This is a genomic window from Sphingobacterium thalpophilum (assembly GCF_038396785.1).
GTDB lineage: Bacteria > Bacteroidota > Bacteroidia > Sphingobacteriales > Sphingobacteriaceae > Sphingobacterium > Sphingobacterium thalpophilum_A.
The window spans coordinates 1,529,807-1,547,686 of the sequence record NZ_CP151087.1 but is presented as its reverse complement, the minus strand read 5'-3'; the positions used below and the strand labels follow the sequence as shown (position 1 = coordinate 1,547,686).

The 17,880-nt window shown below is 39.9% G+C and carries 17 protein-coding genes, 1 tRNA gene and 1 riboswitch; of the genes, 8 read left to right on the top strand and 10 right to left on the bottom strand.

Translation table 11 applies throughout. The features are described from left to right. Positions 1-76 precede the first annotated feature (76 nt). The 5 genes from ppk1 to AACH28_RS07100 all read right to left on the bottom strand — a co-directional run bounded on the left by ppk1 (position 77) and on the right by AACH28_RS07100 (position 5,136). Positions 77-2,146, bottom strand: coding sequence for a polyphosphate kinase 1 (gene ppk1 / locus AACH28_RS07120; protein WP_341832590.1), 2,070 nt, complete (start codon positions 2,144-2,146; stop codon positions 77-79). 244 nt (positions 2,147-2,390) lie between these two features. After that, positions 2,391-2,768: a hypothetical protein gene (locus tag AACH28_RS07115; protein WP_046675797.1), complete on the bottom strand. Its 378-nt coding sequence runs from the start codon at positions 2,766-2,768 to the stop codon at positions 2,391-2,393. 10 nt (positions 2,769-2,778) lie between these two features. After that, positions 2,779-3,357: a DJ-1/PfpI family protein gene (locus AACH28_RS07110; protein ID WP_070569652.1), complete on the bottom strand. Its 579-nt coding sequence runs from the start codon at positions 3,355-3,357 to the stop codon at positions 2,779-2,781. A gap of 79 nt (positions 3,358-3,436) precedes the next feature. Further along, positions 3,437-4,000 (bottom strand): NADPH-dependent FMN reductase, encoded by a 564-nt coding sequence (locus tag AACH28_RS07105; protein ID WP_046675799.1) that lies wholly within the window; start codon positions 3,998-4,000, stop codon positions 3,437-3,439. 188 nt (positions 4,001-4,188) lie between these two features. Beyond that, positions 4,189-5,136, bottom strand: coding sequence for a 1-aminocyclopropane-1-carboxylate deaminase/D-cysteine desulfhydrase (locus AACH28_RS07100; protein WP_236586088.1), 948 nt, complete (start codon positions 5,134-5,136; stop codon positions 4,189-4,191). A gap of 18 nt (positions 5,137-5,154) precedes the next feature. Here AACH28_RS07100 and AACH28_RS07095 point away from each other — a divergent pair, with 18 nt between their 5' ends. Then, positions 5,155-6,201, top strand: a complete 1,047-nt coding sequence (locus AACH28_RS07095) for an RluA family pseudouridine synthase (RefSeq protein ID WP_046675800.1) — start codon at positions 5,155-5,157, stop codon at positions 6,199-6,201. Positions 6,202-6,220: 19 nt separating this feature from the next. Continuing rightward, positions 6,221-7,087, top strand: a complete 867-nt coding sequence (locus AACH28_RS07090) for an aminotransferase class IV (protein WP_046675801.1) — start codon at positions 6,221-6,223, stop codon at positions 7,085-7,087. A gap of 33 nt (positions 7,088-7,120) precedes the next feature. Here the strand turns inward: AACH28_RS07090 and AACH28_RS07085 are convergent, their stop codons facing one another. Beyond that, on the bottom strand, positions 7,121-7,696 hold the full coding sequence (locus tag AACH28_RS07085; RefSeq protein ID WP_070569655.1) for an NADPH-dependent FMN reductase: 576 nt from the start codon (positions 7,694-7,696) through the stop codon (positions 7,121-7,123). A 209-nt stretch (positions 7,697-7,905) separates the two neighbouring features. Here AACH28_RS07085 and AACH28_RS07080 point away from each other — a divergent pair, with 209 nt between their 5' ends. Both AACH28_RS07080 and AACH28_RS07075 read left to right on the top strand, forming a co-directional pair. Continuing rightward, on the top strand, positions 7,906-8,469 hold the full coding sequence (locus AACH28_RS07080; RefSeq protein WP_201639402.1) for a hypothetical protein: 564 nt from the start codon (positions 7,906-7,908) through the stop codon (positions 8,467-8,469). A 268-nt stretch (positions 8,470-8,737) separates the two neighbouring features. After that, on the top strand, positions 8,738-9,664 hold the full coding sequence (locus tag AACH28_RS07075; RefSeq protein ID WP_070569659.1) for a polysaccharide deacetylase family protein: 927 nt from the start codon (positions 8,738-8,740) through the stop codon (positions 9,662-9,664). 85 nt (positions 9,665-9,749) lie between these two features. Here AACH28_RS07075 and AACH28_RS07070 read toward each other — a convergent pair whose 3' ends face one another. Then, positions 9,750-10,331, bottom strand: a complete 582-nt coding sequence (locus tag AACH28_RS07070) for an alkylphosphonate utilization protein (protein WP_046675805.1) — start codon at positions 10,329-10,331, stop codon at positions 9,750-9,752. Between the two features lie 279 nt (positions 10,332-10,610). On the opposite strand from AACH28_RS07070, the gene AACH28_RS07065 reads away from it, so the two are divergent. Then, positions 10,611-11,480: a neutral zinc metallopeptidase gene (locus AACH28_RS07065; protein ID WP_070569662.1), complete on the top strand. Its 870-nt coding sequence runs from the start codon at positions 10,611-10,613 to the stop codon at positions 11,478-11,480. A 149-nt stretch (positions 11,481-11,629) separates the two neighbouring features. Here AACH28_RS07065 and AACH28_RS07060 read toward each other — a convergent pair whose 3' ends face one another. Continuing rightward, positions 11,630-12,610: an acyl transferase gene (locus tag AACH28_RS07060; protein WP_201639401.1), complete on the bottom strand. Its 981-nt coding sequence runs from the start codon at positions 12,608-12,610 to the stop codon at positions 11,630-11,632. A 274-nt stretch (positions 12,611-12,884) separates the two neighbouring features. Next, the gene (gene fabG, locus AACH28_RS07055; RefSeq protein ID WP_046675808.1) at positions 12,885-13,628 is read right to left on the bottom strand and encodes a 3-oxoacyl-[acyl-carrier-protein] reductase; all 744 of its coding nucleotides are present in this window, start codon (positions 13,626-13,628) and stop codon (positions 12,885-12,887) included. A 513-nt stretch (positions 13,629-14,141) separates the two neighbouring features. On the opposite strand from fabG, the gene AACH28_RS07050 reads away from it, so the two are divergent. From AACH28_RS07050 to AACH28_RS07040, 3 genes are all read left to right on the top strand, one after another. Next, positions 14,142-15,641 (top strand): malate:quinone oxidoreductase, encoded by a 1,500-nt coding sequence (locus AACH28_RS07050; protein ID WP_070569666.1) that lies wholly within the window; start codon positions 14,142-14,144, stop codon positions 15,639-15,641. A gap of 14 nt (positions 15,642-15,655) precedes the next feature. Beyond that, positions 15,656-15,800, top strand: a riboswitch (TPP riboswitch). Between the two features lie 56 nt (positions 15,801-15,856). Beyond that, positions 15,857-16,474: a nicotinamide riboside transporter PnuC gene (pnuC, locus tag AACH28_RS07045; RefSeq protein WP_070569668.1), complete on the top strand. Its 618-nt coding sequence runs from the start codon at positions 15,857-15,859 to the stop codon at positions 16,472-16,474. Continuing rightward, on the top strand, positions 16,461-17,540 hold the full coding sequence (locus AACH28_RS07040) for an acyl-CoA dehydrogenase (RefSeq protein WP_341832589.1): 1,080 nt from the start codon (positions 16,461-16,463) through the stop codon (positions 17,538-17,540). Before pnuC ends, AACH28_RS07040 begins: the two co-directional genes overlap by 14 nt. A gap of 45 nt (positions 17,541-17,585) precedes the next feature. Here AACH28_RS07040 and AACH28_RS07035 read toward each other — a convergent pair. After that, positions 17,586-17,657: transfer RNA gene (locus tag AACH28_RS07035), tRNA-Arg, on the bottom strand. Between the last annotated feature and the right edge of the window lie 223 nt (positions 17,658-17,880).

Genomic DNA, 17,880 nt, shown 5'->3' with positions numbered 1-17,880 from the left:
TTCTCGTTCGTAATGACAAGAATGATCTTGAATTCAGCTTATTGACCAATTTGTGCTCGTATTGATCAACAGCCCACTAATGATCCGCTAATTTTTTTTTCAGATAATTGTATATTTCAATCTGCGAACGGCACGGCGCCTTTTTATTCTCAACGTAATGATTGCTCAGTGAATTGTTGAGTATACGGGCCTTGACATTATCATTGAGCTGGATCTGAAGCATTTCTTTTAAATCTTCCTTGATTTTTTTACTTGTTATTTTGACCGCTGCTTCGATGCGATGATCCAAGTTTCTTGTCATCCAATCTGCCGAGGAAATAAATAGCTGCTCTCGGCCAGCGTTGTAGAAATACATCACACGTGCATGTTCCAAATACTCATCGACGATTGAAATGGCATTCATTTGCAATTTAAAAGTTTTTTGATTTGTTGCACAGTAGATTCCCCGGATGATAAGGTTTATTTTGACACCAGCTGTTGCGGCATCATAGAGCTTTTTAATCATTTCTTTATCGCTCAGTGAGTTTACCTTGACAATAATATATGCTTTTCGACCAGCCTTGGCTTCGGTAATCTCCTGATCGATGTAGTGTAGAAGTTCCCTGCGCATATCCGTTGGGCATATCAACAGACTTTTGCAATTTTTGATAATTTCAGCCGGATTTGACTTAGGACGTCTCAGGTAATTGAAAACCTTATTTATATCGGCAATAACATCCCTATTACTCGTTAACAGGCAGTAATCTCCGTATAATTTAGCCGTTTTTTCGTTGATATTTCCTGTGCTGACAAAACCATACTGGATCGTTTTCATTCCGATACGTTTTTTGATGACGCATAGTTTTGCATGGACCTTTTTATTTGGGATACCGGTCAATACCTTGATGCCTTCCAGTTCAAGTTTCTCTTTCCAGTCCAAATTGTTTTCTTCATCAAATCTTGCCCGAAGTTCAAGCATCACGGTGACTTCCTTTCCATTGCGGGCTGCGTTAATCAGGGCATTTGCAATTTTTGAATTCGAGGCTAAGCGGTATGCCGTAATCTGGATGGTTTTCACATCTGGATCCATCGCTGCTTCACGAAGTAGATCAATGATCGGTCTAAACTCATGATAGGGGAAGGAGAGCAGCACATCTTTTTTCAATACAGTATCCGTTACACGTTCGTAGTTCTTGAAATAGGGGTGTGGAAAGGACGTCCGTTCCAAGGGCTGATTGTACGATTTAAACACATTGGGAAAATCCATGAAGTGTTTGAAGTTGTGTATTTTTTGTCCTGGAATGATGCTGTCTTTTTTTGAAAGGTTAAGTTTCTTGATCAGGAATTCTACCAATTTATGGTCCATCTCTTGATCAAAAATAAATCGGGTAGGTTTACCTTTTCTTCTGTTTTTTACCCCTTTGCTTATCTTTTCGACCAGCGTCGTGTTGATGTCATTGTCAATGTCAAATTCGGCGTCTTTTGTGACTTTAAAGACATGTGCATTGAATACATCAAAACCGAAATAGGAGAATATCAGAGGAAGATTAAACTTGATAACATCCTCCAAAAGTATGATGTGTTTTTCATCTTTTGGCGATGGCAACTGGACGAAGCGTCCATTTTGACTGGTCGGGATTTCGATGAGTGCAAATTTGGTTTCGTACTGCCATTCCTGTTTTCCCATCGCAATGCCCAAATAAAGGCTCTTATCCCGAATATAAGGCATAGGCCGCACATCGTCCAATATCAGCGGAATGACGTTCGATTCTACGTCATCCTGATAATAGTCACTCACAAACTTCTGTTGTTCGGGGTTGAGTTCCTCACTGGTCTTAATATAGACATTTTGTTTGGCCATATCTTTTTGGATACGATTCCAGGTACTGTCAAATTTCTTTTGCTGCTTGATGACCCGGATATTGAGCTCTTCTAGGATAAGCTGAGGATCTTCATAGAAGGATTGATTGGCACTTTTATCTTTGAGGTCTATAGCCCGTTTTAGACCTGCAACACGCACGCGGAAAAATTCATCGAGGTTATTGGAAAATATACCTAAAAATTTGATTCTTAAGGGTAAAGGGACAGTCTCATCCGCAGCTTCCTGAAGTACTCTGCCATTAAAGCTCAACCAACTAACGTCTCTAGGAATAAATTTTTTCGCCATAGCTAAATATACGTAAATTTAAAAAGCAAAACTATAGCTCTGCAGGGGATAATCGAACTTTTTTGTGTTAAAGAATTATTAAGTTATTTTTTGTTCATGTATTTCGAGCATCGTTTTAAGGTGCATTTTTGCCATCATTCTTCTTCCCTAGAAATAACCGCTACAAGGTAGAGCATAGCATGGCAAAAAAAATCCCCCAAAGTCTAGCAGACTTTGAGGGACATGTCATTATGTTTGATTTCGTCTATTTCTTCTTTCCGTACTTTTTGGAAATTTGAATAGCTTTGTATTTCGTCGTGTCAAAATGGGGTGTGTCAATTGATAAGCTTGTTGGATAAGGTGCACTTCGATCGAAGAAATATACGGTTGTTGTACTTCCGTAATCATTAACTGGCATCAAGTCAAGACAGCCTGTATAATCTGCGTTCAACAGGTCACCTACTGTAACGGCATAGATGCGTATGATACCGCCTTTATTTTGTTCATTTCTGACGAAAGCGACTTCCTTAAAACCTCCCGGTAAATCTTCAATACTTTTCTGATTGAAGCTATCTTTTAAAATAAAACCCAGCAGCACTAAAATCGGTATGACCAAAAGCCATAACCTTTTATTCTTCTTCATTAAAAAACACTTAAATTGTAATAGTAATACCTAATAACTTATAAAACTCTTTTAAAATTGCCTGATGTCCTGGCCAAGCAGGAGAGGTGACCAAATTTCCGTCTACGACCGCTTGATCTGCAGGAATATTTTTCCATGTGCCGCCTGCTAATTCAATGTCTGGACCTACAGCAACATAGGCTGTCAATGTACGACCTGCGAGTACTTTTGCAGCTGTTAACACCTGGATACCATGACATATTGCCGCCACAGGTTTGTTGTGCTCAAAGAAGTGTTTCGTAATCTCCAAAACACGTTTGTTGAGTCGAATATATTCTGCCGATCGTCCGCCAGCAATATATAGACCGTCATAGTCTTCAACATTTACCTGGTCGAAATCTTTATTGATTGCGAAATTATGCCCGCGCAATTCTTTGTAGGTCTGATCACCAGTGAAATCATGTACTGCTGTGGGAACTACATCCCCGCTTTTGCGGTCTGGAGCAATTGCATCTACCGTTATCCCTATAGAACCCATTGCTTGAAATGGAACCATTGCTTCGTAGTCTTCTACAAAGTCTCCTACAAGTAGTAATATTTTTTTTGCCATATCAAAAAACCTCTTGTTAATAGGTTTTCAATTTACATATTAAAAGAGGTTTTTACAATGATTATTTGTTAATCTTTTGTTAACCCTGAACGGATAATTTTTCGGCAAGTGCACGTTTTGTTTTACGTACTTTAGCTTCTAATTGACTTCTTAAAGTCGGGTCGATAATACCTTTACCTTCTTCAAAGTTTTTGTGGAATTCGGGAAGAGAAAAGGAATCTAATATATCGGCACCGTCCCAAGTGATTCGATTGACAGCAGTGTTCAAAACTGTGGCACCTCCCATTGGACCAGGGGCAGTAGCCAATAAGAAAACAGGTTTGCCGTTGAATAATTTACGGTTAGGAATCCGTGAAACCCAGTCAACGATATTTTTGTAAGCTGTGGTATAGGATCCATTATGTTCGGCCAAAGAAATCAACAGGAAATCTGCGGCATCCATTTTAGCTGCAAAGTCATGTGCCAATTGAGGAATGCCCAACTCGACTTCTTTGTCGTAAGAATAGATCGGCATTTCAAAATGGTTTAAGTCTAGCAATTCGATGGTATCGTCGGCTTCCTTGTAGTATTTTGAAGTACTTGTGACAAATGTTTTGTTGATTGAGTTTTTGTTGCTTGTGCCTGCAAATGCTAATATTTTCATCTTTATATCATTAATTTATGAGGTGCTGCATAGGGTTAAAAATACCCCATACTGGCCTCGCTGTTACCTTTGGAAAATCATGGTTTTCGCATGTTTTCGATTTGATTTATTTTTAAATCGGGTCAAACTTACAATATAATTGCTGAATAAATGTCAATCAAATGTCTCTGTGGGGTGTTCTGCTTTATTTATTGATGTAGATCAAGAAAATTAAAACGTTCGTACATGCCAAGTAGGCCTGTAAGTCCGCCGGTATGTATTACGAGTACCTGATCGGCGGGGGTAAAGTAGTCCTTTTTGATCAGGTCATCCACGGCATAGAGCAATTTGCCGGTATAAGTAGGCTCAATCATTATTCCTGTGGATGCTATAAAATGTTGAACGAAGGCGAGCAAGTCGGCGTTGGATTTGGCATAACCACCAAAATGATAATCAAGATGTAAAATAGGCGGGGGGATGTTGGGGTAAAGTTGATCGACTTCCGTTTGAATAAAGCCACCATTTTTTAAAACAGGAACGCCATGTACATGGGTAAATAGATCCCGTTTTTCTACAGCATTGCCTATTCCCGCTAATGTTGTTCCTGTACCACAGGCTGTAAAAATATGCTGATATTCATGTTGGAGTTCGTCAACGATTTCGGCGCAACCTTTCGCTCCAAGCGTACCGTAACCGCCTTCATGTATATAGAATGTCGTTGGATCCTGACCAAAATAACGCTCGTATAAATTTTCTTTATTTCGGTAAGATTCGCGGTCGACGTAAATAAGCTGCATCCCAAAAAGACGACACATCGTTAAAACAGGGTTGTTAACCCTTTCTTCACCTCTAACAAAAGCAGTTGTTTTAAATTTGAAGGTAGCGCCGGCGCAAGCAGTAGCCAAAAGATGGTTGCTCCATGCCCCGCCAAAAGTAACCAGATGGCTTTTCCCTAGCTGCACTGCTTCTTCCAGATTATATTTTAATTTTCGCCACTTATTGCCCGAAATAAACGGATGTATGAGGTCATCCCGCTTAAGCGTTACTTTAATATGCTTCTTCTCCCAGGCCGGAAGGCACAATTCAGTTTCGGGACTATGGATTTTGAACGGCAACATAACATTAAATGAAAACAAATTTAACGAAAATTGTTTCATTTGGTTTATTTTTGTAGCATGACAGAACAAATTGGATCGCAAGATCAGGAAGAACAGGAATTATTTGAGCATCTACGTATTGAGGTGGATAAGGGGCAAGCATTACTCCGCATTGATAAATATCTGATGAACAGGGTGGAAAATGCTACGCGGAGCAAAATTCAGCATGCTATTGAAGCTGGTTCTGTCATGGTTAACGGTAAGGAGATCAAGGCGAGCTATAAGGTTAGACCTGATGATGTGATTACATTAGTGCTACCTGATCCGCCACGGGATAACGAAGTTTATCCTGAAAACATTCCATTAGATATCAAATACGAGGATGACGATGTGTTGATCGTGAATAAGGAGGCGGGAATGGTCGTGCATCCAGGATATAATAATTATACAGGAACCTTGGTCAATGCATTAACGTATCATATACAGCAGCTGCCACAGCTACCTGGAAACTCCGATCGCCCGGGTTTAGTGCATCGAATCGATAAAGACACCTCCGGATTATTGGTCATTGCTAAAAATGAAAAATCAATGGCCTTTTTGGCAAAGCAGTTTTTCGATCACAGCATTACCCGTAAATATATTGCATTAGTTTGGGGAGATTTAAAAGAGGACGGAACAATCACAGGTTATATTGGACGTCATCTAAAAGACAGACGTATCATGGCGATGTATGATAGTGAAGACAAGGGGCGTTGGTCAGTGACACATTACCGAGTTTTGGAGCGACTGGGCTATGTTACCCTAATAGAATGTCAATTAGAAACGGGACGTACACATCAAATTCGTACGCATATGCAATCTATTGGTCATCCGCTATTTAATGATGCCATGTATGGCGGCGATAAGATTTTAAAAGGTACCGTGTTTTCAAAGTACAAGCAGTTTGTGGATAACTGTTTTTCATTGCTGCCGCGACAAGCACTTCATGCTCAAGTATTGGGATTTATTCATCCTTCTACAAAAGAAAATATGTATTTTGAGGTACCATATCCGGAAGATTTTCGTTTAGCTTTAGAAAAGTGGCGCGGATATGCGGCAAATTCAATGGCTATAGAACATGATTAAAATTTAGAACAAAATTAAGATGCCAACAAACTATATCAATTTCAATGGCAATGTAGTGCCGGAAGATCAGGAAATATTTAGCATTGAGAATAGAGGTTTTCGTTATGGGGACGGACTGTTCGAAACGATGTTGTATAAGGATGGTGATATCCGCTTTCTAAATTTTCATGTCGAGCGTTTACAAAAAGGAATGGAGTTGATTCATTTGGATGATGCAAACCTTTTCGATGCATTTTTTATTCGTTCGAGATCCGAAGAATTAATCCGTAAAAACAATATGTTGGGACAGCAGGTTCGTATCCGGTTGATCGTATTTAGATCTGGTGGCGGATTGTATAGTCCGACGAGTAATAAACCTGGTTTTGTTTTGCAGGTGCAGCGCATAGAACCTAATCTTCGCGATAAGAAGGTCGGTTTGATTGTAGGGCTGTACAATGAATTCAAAAAACCTTATAGCGATCTTTCAAAGATTAAATCTTTAAATGCGCAGATTTATGTGTTAGCTGGCATCTATAAAAAGAAAATGGCTTTTGATGATGTGTTAATTCTAAATCAGGAAGGTTACCTATGTGAATCCTTAATTTCAAATATCTTTGTCTATTATGAAAAGGTGCTTTATACACCAGCATTATCCGAAGGATGTATTGAAGGGGTGATGCGTCGGGTAGTCATGGACATGGCACAGGATGAAGGTATAGAAGTGGTGGAAGCACAGATAAGCCCCGAAATCATGAAACGGGCAGATGAGATTTTCTGTACCAATGCTGTACAGGGGGTACAATGGGTAATGGGCTATAAGCAAAAGCGCTATTTCAATAAGATATCGCGGATCTTACAGGAAAAATTACAGCATTGGAACTATGACCTCAGTGATGAACAAGACTAGTTTAATTTGATCATTCATACAAAAGGGCAGAACTTAATTCTGCCTTTTTGTATGAATGATTCGCTCAGCCCATTGCTCAAATGCTGTTTTAAAGCTGCGGAGAAAATCTTTGGTTTTTGCTAATTCCACTGTTCCACTTGGACCGATACAGCTGCCGATATCGCCCAGATAAGCTTCAGGTTGCTGCATCGTTGGGATATTGACGAAGACAAGTGATTGACGCAAATGATGGTTGGCCCCAAAGCCCCCATAAACTCCCGTTGATGAGGAAATTATTGCGCCAGGTTTACCATCCCATTTATTTTTTCCATAGGGTCTCGAACCCACGTCAATCGCATTCTTTAATACCGCCGGAATCGAACGGTTATACTCTGCGGTAACAAAAAGCACAGCATCCAAGGACGCGACCTCTTGACGGAAACGGGTATAGCTAGCCGGTGGGTTACCAGCATCGTCAAAATCCTGATTATATAAGGGGAGATCGCCGATATCAATCATGCGATAGCTAAATTTCGATTCCTCCTGGTCGAGGATAAACTGTGCGATCTTTTTATTGAAAGATTCCTTTCTCAAGCTGCCGACAAATATGCCTACGTTATATATACTCATGGTAATTATTCATTAAAGTCCTATCAATCTGAACAACGGATCCTTCAAAAAGGTTTGGGGTATTTTGTGAATTACACTATTTTCAACCTGTTCAAAATGAGGTTTTTATTGTTGCGTTAACAAAAATTAACATTTTAACATTAATCTTTTGCATACTGTTTGTTGTCGTATTGTAAAGAAGAAATTACAAACTAAGGGAGGAGCTACTTATGAAAAAATTGTTTTATGCGGCGGCGATCATTGCAGGCCTTTTTACGGCGGGAGCTGCACAGGCGCAAGTGAGTATCAGTGTCAATATTGGAAGTCAGCCTAGTTGGGGACCAGCGGGTTATGATTACGCGCGTTATTATTATATGCCAGAATACAATATGTATTACGATGTACCCGCGAGATGTTACGTTTATTATGATAACGGCGGCTGGATAAGAAGAGCAAGTTTACCGAGACGATATAGACATTACGATTTTTATCGGGTGCATAAAGTAGTAATCAACGATCGCACACCTTGGCATCATCACGATCGCTACAGAAGCCGTTATGGCGGTTATCGGGGAAGGCAGGTCGCCATTCGAGACAGTCATCATGGTGGTGGATATTCATTTGCAAGCGAGCGTCGGGTAAGCCGCGAACATTCATGGGGTGAGCGTCGGGGATACGATAGAGGAAACGACCGCGGTTATGGACGAGGTCACGAAGGTGGTCACGGGCGTGGCAATGATCAGGGACATGGACACGGGCGAGGTAACGGTCATGGCGGAAGACATCGGGATTAATTGAGTAGCTGAATAACAGAATAAAAAAGGAATCTATATCAACATAGGTTCCTTTTTTTTGGCCGGAAATAACAGCTGGTCTGCTTTCGTAGCGCTGGAGGCATGCGAAATCATGACGCTTTGAGTGCCATGCACAATAAATTAAATAACATAACAGCTTTATTAATGAAAAATATATTAATTTTGCGCAACACGGGACTGAAATCAGCTTATTTTAGATGATTTTTAGTATTTGTGAAATAATTGTGATGGTAAGTTAATTTTTGTAATGAGAAAAGTAGTTAATTCGGGTGTTGTATGGGTAGGGTTAAGTATATCTATTTTGGGATTTTACTCCTGCAATCAAAGTGGGACAAATAAGGTGCAAAATGTGGGGGCTGTTGACTCTATGCCACCAAAAAAGGATAGTTTACTTGCCGTGCAGGATTCAATAAGTAAAGTAGATTCGCTACGGAAAGACACCATTACAAAAATGGAAGAAGATGTGGACTACAAAGGAGCTAAAGATACAACGGTATTGTTGACTGATACTGTTTCTCCACGTTATATTTATCTCACTTTTGACGATGGACCCTTAAATGGAAGTCAGCACCTTGATTCCATTGCGACAGCAAAAGGCATTAAAATCAATGCTTTTCTGATTGGTAATCATGACAAAATGAGTAAGAAGTTACACGGCTTTACAGAACGTTATAAAAATAATCCGTTAGTGGATTGTTACAACCACAGTTACTGGCATGCACACAATAAGTACAGTACGTTCTATTCGAATGCGCAGACGGCTTTTGAAGATTTTGAACTTGCTGAGCAATCGCTGGGCCTAACACATAAGATAGTGCGGCTGCCGGGACGAAATATCTGGTATATCGGAGACCGTAAAAAGGTTGATTTGAAAAGCGGGGCTTCGACGGCCGAGCTACTACACCAGAATGGTTATAAAGTAATTGGTTGGGATTGTGAGTGGAAGATTAATGGTGTTACGGGGAAACCGGACCTATCGGTGAATCAATTGTATACCCAAATGAAGAATTTACTCCGCAAAGGTACGTCTTATACAAAGAACAATGTTGTGCTATTGACTCATGACAATATGTACCAAACGAAAAAAGGGCAGCGGCTATTATCGGACTTGATCGATAGTCTCAAACAACATCCAAACTATCGTTTCGAATTTGTGCGGAATTATCCGCAATAGTGGCAACTAGTATCTATTTAAATAATTAAGGCTTAAACGGGAGTTCCCCAGTTTAAGCCTTAATTATTTAGACGAAAAGTCTATTTTAATTTTGTTTACGGAGATATTTGGTCAGTATCACGATGGTTTGGCCTTCAATCTTTCCCTCAATTTGCTCGATATTGTCTGCTACCAGTCTAATATTCTTAACCACGGTACCTAAAGTCGCTTTTAAAGAGGAACCTTTCACATCAAGCGTTTTTGTCAGAACAACAGTGTCGCCCTCCAATAGTCGTTGCCCGATGCTATCTTCATGAAAAGAAACATAGCCGTCATTTTCATGGTCTCCAGTTTTCTTAGCTTCAGCTAGTGTCTCATCGTCTAAATATAGAATATCCAATGCTTCAGACGCCCAACCTTCATTTTTTAGTCGGTTTAACATACGCCAGCATACAATTTGTACCGATGGGTTCTCGGACCACATTGCATTTGGAAGGAATTTCCAATCGTCCGGATTTAATTGCTCCGTTTTGTTGAGCTGATTGACCAATGTTTCTGAAATCAGTAAAGTATTGTCCAAATTTGATGTTATTTCCGGTGGTAATGTATAAGCAATTAAAGTGGCATCTTCGCCTGTCAGCTCACATTTTCCGCCAGCTCTCGCTTGTAATTGTTCTTCTAATTTCATGTCAATTTTTTTGAAAGCCCAAACTTAGCCAAATTTGTTTTGATGTACAATGACGAATATCACGACTTAGAGAAATAACTCCTGTTTTTGTCCCTTTAAAGCATTGTTTTTGCTAATGACTATCTTTTCTTACCGGTAAATTTATGATATGAGCGAGCTATGATGTAAATTGTAGCATGAGTTTTTTCTTCAAATAAATCTACTTCATGTAGAACATTGGTACCGAATTTGTGTTTATCCAACATTAGAAAAGATTATTAACTGTAATATAGAAATACTATGAAATGGCAAGGAGGTAAACAAAGTGGTAATTTTGAAGACCGCAGAGGAATGTCGGGGGGAGGAAAAATTGCTTTAGGAGGAATTGGTGGAATTATTGTTTTGGTCATTGGATTTTTGATGGGTGGAGATCCGAGTCAACTCTTACAGCAGGCTCAAAATATGGGGGCGCAAACCGAACAGTCCGGGCAGCCACGTGAGTTAAATCCTGAAGAAAAAAGGCTAACCGAATTCTCCTTGACTGTACTCCAAAGTACAGAGGATGTTTGGGCAAAGCTGTTTAAAGAGCAGATGCAGAAGAGTTATACGCCTACTACCCTTGTTTTTTATGATGGTGGTACACAAACGGATGGTTGTGGCATGGGACAGGCCTCTTACGGACCTTTTTATTGTCCTGGCGATCAAAAGATTTACCTGGATCTGAGCTTTAGTAAAGAACTGTCGGATAAATTCGGGGCGAAGGGAGAGTTCGCCATGGCGTATGTAATTGCCCATGAGGTTGGACACCATATCCAACAGTTGGTGGGTTTATTACCAAAGACCAATCAGGCCCGTGGGCAAATGAGTGAACGCGAAAATAACCGGATCTCTGTGATGACCGAACTGCAAGCTGATTTTTATGCTGGAGTATGGGCGCATTATCTCAATGAATATACCGATATAAAAATCGATTATAATGATATTATGGACGGTATGAAAGCTGCCGAAGCAGTGGGAGATGATAAATTACAGACAGAGGCACAGGGCTATGCTGTTCCTGAATCATTTACGCATGGTACGTCCGCTCAACGTATGGAATGGTTTAAAAAGGGATATGATTCGGGGGATATGCGATCGGGCAACACCTTTGAAGATCCGAGTCTGAAATAAAGATCATATTTCGAATGAAAAAACACCTGTTCACACATCATGAACAGGTGTTTTAATTTAATTGCCCTATGTGTTTCACCACCTACGCTTTCATTTATTTGGGAATATAAAGGATCATCACAAAACCCGTGCTGAATCATGTTGGATCATTATTGAACCAACAAATTACATCCCCTGATATCACTTTGGTCAAAACGTCCTAATATTTCAAAAGATCCATCTGGATATACTTTACCCAAATCCTGCGTGGCTATAAATGAACACGAGTAACGATTCGCAAGGTCGATAACGTTGATACCACCAGTTTTATTCATGGGAATTAGGCTCAATGGATCATTGGTGTCGCGAATCAAGATTTTCATCCATTTGGGAAGATGGAAAATTCCCTGACCTGAAGAATAACCTTGTGAGAGTAATTCTGTCATGCCATATTCCGAATGGATTCCATGGACGGAAAAGGCTTCTTCCAGGAGTTTATGGATTTCCTGTTTGACCATTTCCTTGCGTTTACCTTTCATTCCGCCAGTTTCCATAATAATCAGTTCAGGAAATTCAAAGGCGTATTGTTCAATGAAGTCGAGTAGGGCGTACGTTACGCCGAAAAGGATTGTTTTTGTGCCTTTATTTTTGAGCGCCACAAGTGTATCGTAAAGCTCTTGGTGGTTATAGAGAAAATAATTGCTTTCAGGCTGCTCACTTTGCTTCATGAGATCATCAATCATGTAGATTAAAGATGAACCGCTTCTTTCAAGGTATGAGGGTAGAAGGGCCAGTACGGCAATATGGCTTAGTGGACCATAGAAGTCTTCAAAAATACGACGGAAAGTGCGTTCGTAAATACGGAGGTCAGCGACTAAATGTTTTGAGGTGACCATACCCGTTGTACCCGAACTCGAGAATACGATTTCAGCCTCCATTCCTTCAGCAATAACCTGTTGCGTCTTAAAAAATTCAATAGGCATAAAAGGAATATCCGTATAGTGCTGAATAAGGTCTTTTTCTCTGCCGAGGAGGCTGATATAGTCACGATAAACCTTACAATGCTGGCTCTGGAATTGGTAGGTATCTAAACAATGCTGATTAAAATCATCCTCGGTTTTAATTTCAAAAAAATCCTTCCAGTTCGCCATAGCATTTAAATTTGATCGACAAAATTAACGAAAATTTGTAAATATTGGAGGCGATCTATAGATTCCTTCTTATCAGAAGCCTATTGAAGATGTTTGGTATTATTAACAATACAGGTATGTGGAGATTGAAAATTCTGTAAATAGAAGGAGAAGTATAGTGTCTTTGTCCGGTATATCCAGGTTAGAGGGGTAGATAGATCGGGATCGTCGTAAAACATAACTAGAGAACAGGCTTAGGTCAAGGTAAGAAAACTTGACCTAAGCCTGTTATTTTTTATAACATACCACCATCAACAGGAAGAACCTGTCCGGTTACGTATGCCGATAAGTCAGATGCTAAATAAAGACATGCATTGGCAACATCTTCTGGTTGGCCAGCACGTTTCAATGGAATTCCAGCTTCCCATCCTGCCACAACTTTAGGATCCAGTACATCTGTCATTTCGGTACGTATAAAGCCTGGAGCAACTACGTTTGCACGGATATTACGAGAACCTAATTCTTTAGCGACCGATTTTGTGAACCCAATGATACCAGCTTTTGATGCAGCATAATTTGCCTGACCAGCATTTCCTTGAACGCCAACAACGGATGACATATTGATAAATGAACCTTTACGGTTTTTCATCATAATTTTTGAAGCAGCTTTTGTAACGTTAAAGACAGATTTTAAGTTGACATTTAATACATCATCCCAATTCTCTTCGGTCATACGCATTAACAGGCCGTCTTTTGTGATACCAGCATTATTGACAACAATATCTAATCCGCCAAAATCAGCGACGATCGCATTGATCAATTGTTCTGCTTCTTCAAATTTTGAAGCGTCAGAGCGATAACCAATCACTTTGGTGCCAAAAGCCTGAAGCTCCTGCTCCAACGCCTGTCCTTTTTCGACAGAAGAAAGATACGTAAAAGCGACGTTAGCACCATGTTGTGCAAACACTTCTGCAATTTTCCTTCCGATTCCTTTTGATGCTCCTGTTACTAAAGCAATTTTTCCTTCAAGTATTTTCATCTGTATAAGTTATTTGTTCTTCAATTAATTACACTATGGCATTTATGACCATTTTCCTCGTGCTTTCTTTCGCTCACAGCCCGTCTGATCTTGGAATTCAACACGATACATGAACTCGCTTCCATTAGGTTTATCTTGGTTATGCCACAGTGTTTGTGTTTTTCTCGATGCTATAGTATGAGCGAATAAATGATCTTATTTTTTAGCCATCGTGTACACTATTGCCTATCGACGTTCTGCAAAAATGTTAAAACTATATTATAACACAAAATCTTTCGATAAATAACGGTTTAAAATAGAAAAACATTGTGTGCTGACCCGGTGTTTATCTTGGAGTGGGGGAGTGTTTTAAGGTAACATTTTTAGAATTTTACGGTAAGCGATTGCTCACTTAGGATTATTTTAATAAATCAATGGTATTTTTGAATAAGTGGTTCTAAAAAGTACAGTTTTTTGACAAAAGACTTGGACGTTTACCAAAAACTATATTAAATTTGCATCAATCACAAAAACATGAGCAAAAAATCAAATAAAGAAGTTGACGTTGTTCTGATCGGCGCCGGTATTATGAGTGCTACTTTGGGTACTCTAATCAATGAATTAAGCCCAGACGTTAATATTGAAATTCTTGAGCGTTTGGATGTTGTGGCTGCTGAAAGTTCTGACGCATGGAATAATGCTGGCACGGGTCACTCTGCTTTATGCGAGTTAAATTATACCCCCGAACAGAAAGATGGTTCTGTCAAGATTGATAAAGCAGTGAAAATTGCCGAGCAATTTGAAGTCTCTAAGCAATTTTGGTCCTACCTCGTTGATAAAGGCATTATTGCCCAACCTGAAAATTTTATCCGTAGTATTCCACACATGAGTGCGGTTTTTGGTGAAAAAGACGCTAAATTTCTAAAGACAAGATGGGAAACACTAACGACCCAAAACTTGTTCAAAGGGATGGAATATACCGAAGATACAGCATTGTTGAAATCGTGGATTCCATTGATGATGGAAGGACGTGCGGCAGACGAAAAAATCGCGGCGACAAAAATGGATCTGGGCACTGATGTAAATTTTGGGTCGTTGACACGTGATTTGATCGCTAATCTTGAAAATAAAGAAAATATTTCGATTTCCTTAAACCACGAAGTAATTGACATCGAACGTGAAGATGACGGTCGCTGGGAAGTGGAAGTCAAAGATTTAAAGACAGGAACAAAGCGAGAAATCAAGGCAAAATTTGTATTTATTGGAGCCGGTGGGCACTCGTTGTTATTGTTGGAAAAATCTGGAATACCCGAAGCGAAAGGCTATGGCGGATTCCCGGTGGGAGGCCAATGGCTGCGTTGTGTGAATGAAGAGATCATTAATACACACCATGCGAAGGTGTATGGTAAAGCTTCTGTCGGTGCGCCTCCAATGTCTGTACCGCACTTAGATACACGTTATATTGATGGCAAGCAAGCGTTATTGTTTGGACCATATGCAGGTTTCTCAACTAAATTCTTAAAACAGGGGTCTTACTTCGATTTACCGGCTTCTATCAAATTGTCCAATATCCGTCCGATGTTATCAGCCGGACTTGACAACTTACCGTTGACGAAGTATCTTATTACTGAAGTCATGAAGTCACCAAAAGATAAACTGGAGTCTTTAAAACAATTTATGCCTACAGCTAAATTGGAGGATTGGGTTATCGAGAAAGCAGGACAACGTGTTCAGGTCATCAAGAAAGATGAAAAGAAAGGTGGAATTTTAGAATTTGGTACAGAGGTCGTTTCTAGTGCCGATGGTTCTATTGCTGCGCTATTAGGAGCTTCTCCTGGAGCTTCGACGTCAGTAGCTATTATGATCAGCTTGTTGAAGAGATGTTTCCCTGAACGTGCCAAATCAGATGAATACCGTAAAAAACTACGTGAAATGATCCCTTCACACGGGAAATCATTGAACGATGATGCGCAACTTTGTAAAGAAACGCGTACGCGTACGCACAAAGCGTTGAAATTGATTGATATAGAATAATCAATTCGACAGAAAATATACTTATGGGGTGCTTGGAATGACCGTGGTCATTCTCGGCTGAGATTATACCCAATAAAGGCGATTGTACCTCCTTGTACAATCGCTTTTATATACCTGATCCAGGTAATGCTGGCGTAGGGATTTAATTTCAATAAAAAATAGCCGTTTCTCTCCCATAGGTTTATTATGAATGACACGAAATAATAAACAAGGCGATGACTTCTGAAACAATTTTCGAAGCTTTTGTAAAACAGATTCAACAGGCCACCATTGCGGAATGGTTGGGGGTATCTTTTGGTGTTTTACAAGTTTGGTTTTCCCGGCAAAATAAATCGATCAATTACATTTTTGGGATTATTGGTATCTTAATTTCTGTTTACGTATTATTCCATGCGAAACTATATGCCGAAATATTGCTACATCTCTATTATTTGATCATGAGCATCTATGGCTGGATCTATTGGAAATATAGTCGTGATGTAGCTACGCCCATAACACACTGTGAGCCGAAAGAATGGTGGATAGTAGGTGGCATATGTGCTGTCGGTTTTCTGTTGTTTTATTTCGGATTGGTACACTTAACGGATTCTGATGTACCGCTTTGGGATTCTGCCGTTTCCTGTACAGCTTGGGCAGGGATGTGGTTATTGGCAAAGCGGAAGATAGAAAATTGGATATTGTTGAATATCAGTAATCTGATGGCAATTCCTTTGCTGATCCATAAAGGGCTGTTTCTTTATTCGGGCTTGACGTTATTTTTATTTGTTATGGCATTTAGTGGGTATTTTAATTGGAGGAGAATAATACGTGAAGAAAGATATGCAATTCAATAGCGAAGATATCGCTATACTGAAAGATAATCAGGCAAAAGGAATTCAGCAGAAAACGTTGTCAGATGGACAACTGGATCTGATTTACCGTCGGAAGTGGTTTAAGATTTGGGTTCCCCGTGCATTAGGTGGATTGGGGTTAAGTGTACCTGAAGGACTCAGCTTATTGGCTGATCTGGCTTATTGGGATGGGGGATTAGCCTGGACAGTAACTTTATGTTCAGGAGCAAATCTCTTTGTCGGTTTTATTGATCCCCTTATAGGAAATCAAATTTTCGAAACGGATCGGGTTTGTTTCGGGGGGAGTGGACAGGCATCTGGTACTGCTACGCGTGAAGGGGACCACTATCGACTCCGTGGTTTCTGGAGATATGCTACCGGAGCGCCACATTTGACGCACTTCACATTAAATGCCGCAATTCAGGAGGCGGGAAAACCCGTTTTGGACGAAAAAGGTGAACCGCTGATAAAATCATTTTTTGTCGATCGGGATCATGTACTGATTCACTATGACTGGGATACATTTGGATTGGAAGCTACAGCTTCGCATTCTTTTTCGCTGGAAGACGTTCTCGTTGATAGCAGGCAGTCTTTTGAGATTGATGCGGCAAAAAGTACACGTCGCGAGCTGTTGTATCAATATCCCTTTATGCCTTTTGCGGAATTGACTTTACTGGCCAACTTTACGGGAATGTATAAGCGCTTTTTGGATTTAATCGAAAAACTATTTGTGTTAAAAAGCAATCAATCCAAATGGGAGAAAACTGAAAGTAAAGAAGCGTTTAGGGTACTCGATGAATTTCAGCAAGATTATGCGAATCGGAGGGAGGAAATAATGAATTTGGCCGCTCTTTCTTGGGTAAATCTTCACGATGGAAATGATAATGCAGCGATTTATGAACAGATAGGCAAACAAAGTAGGGATTTTGTAGAATCTATCTTGACAAATACGATAAGACTCTATCCACACACCGGAATTTCGGGGGCCGCCATTGACCATGAAATCAATATCATCTTCAGGAATATTTTTACGGCTTCGCAACACAAGTTATTGCAAAAGAGCTTCTAAACAACAAAGACTATCCTAGGATAGTCTTTGTTGTTAAATAGGATGTGTTCCCGGCGGGGGTCGAACCCACATCGTCAGAACCGGAATCTGAAATTCTATCCATTGAACTACGGGAACGTCTCGCAAAGATATACTATTTTCTAGATCTTACAAACAATCTTTGTGATAAAATTATATCTTTTAGCAATCAATTTTTAAGGCATCTTATCGTCAGTATTTTAGCGTTTAGCTTTCGTCAATTCTCTATTTTTTTTACGTCAATGCTAATAGTTTCCATATATGCTTAGCATCGGGCGGGCCATGTGGAATGAGAGGTGGCTAGCACGATTGCCCCTGAATA

Coding starts and splice junctions, on each gene's coding strand:
- ppk1 (WP_341832590.1), bottom strand. CDS start 2,146: ATGGCGAAAAAATTTATTCCTAGAGACGTTAGTTGGTTGAGCTTTAAT.
- AACH28_RS07115 (WP_046675797.1), bottom strand. CDS start 2,768: ATGAAGAAGAATAAAAGGTTATGGCTTTTGGTCATACCGATTTTAGTG.
- AACH28_RS07110 (WP_070569652.1), bottom strand. CDS start 3,357: ATGGCAAAAAAAATATTACTACTTGTAGGAGACTTTGTAGAAGACTAC.
- AACH28_RS07105 (WP_046675799.1), bottom strand. CDS start 4,000: ATGAAAATATTAGCATTTGCAGGCACAAGCAACAAAAACTCAATCAAC.
- AACH28_RS07100 (WP_236586088.1), bottom strand. CDS start 5,136: ATGAAACAATTTTCGTTAAATTTGTTTTCATTTAATGTTATGTTGCCG.
- AACH28_RS07095 (WP_046675800.1), top strand. CDS start 5,155: ATGACAGAACAAATTGGATCGCAAGATCAGGAAGAACAGGAATTATTT.
- AACH28_RS07090 (WP_046675801.1), top strand. CDS start 6,221: ATGCCAACAAACTATATCAATTTCAATGGCAATGTAGTGCCGGAAGAT.
- AACH28_RS07085 (WP_070569655.1), bottom strand. CDS start 7,696: ATGAGTATATATAACGTAGGCATATTTGTCGGCAGCTTGAGAAAGGAA.
- AACH28_RS07080 (WP_201639402.1), top strand. CDS start 7,906: ATGAAAAAATTGTTTTATGCGGCGGCGATCATTGCAGGCCTTTTTACG.
- AACH28_RS07075 (WP_070569659.1), top strand. CDS start 8,738: ATGAGAAAAGTAGTTAATTCGGGTGTTGTATGGGTAGGGTTAAGTATA.
- AACH28_RS07070 (WP_046675805.1), bottom strand. CDS start 10,331: ATGAAATTAGAAGAACAATTACAAGCGAGAGCTGGCGGAAAATGTGAG.
- AACH28_RS07065 (WP_070569662.1), top strand. CDS start 10,611: ATGAAATGGCAAGGAGGTAAACAAAGTGGTAATTTTGAAGACCGCAGA.
- AACH28_RS07060 (WP_201639401.1), bottom strand. CDS start 12,610: ATGGCGAACTGGAAGGATTTTTTTGAAATTAAAACCGAGGATGATTTT.
- fabG (WP_046675808.1), bottom strand. CDS start 13,628: ATGAAAATACTTGAAGGAAAAATTGCTTTAGTAACAGGAGCATCAAAA.
- AACH28_RS07050 (WP_070569666.1), top strand. CDS start 14,142: ATGAGCAAAAAATCAAATAAAGAAGTTGACGTTGTTCTGATCGGCGCC.
- pnuC (WP_070569668.1), top strand. CDS start 15,857: ATGACTTCTGAAACAATTTTCGAAGCTTTTGTAAAACAGATTCAACAG.
- AACH28_RS07040 (WP_341832589.1), top strand. CDS start 16,461: ATGCAATTCAATAGCGAAGATATCGCTATACTGAAAGATAATCAGGCA.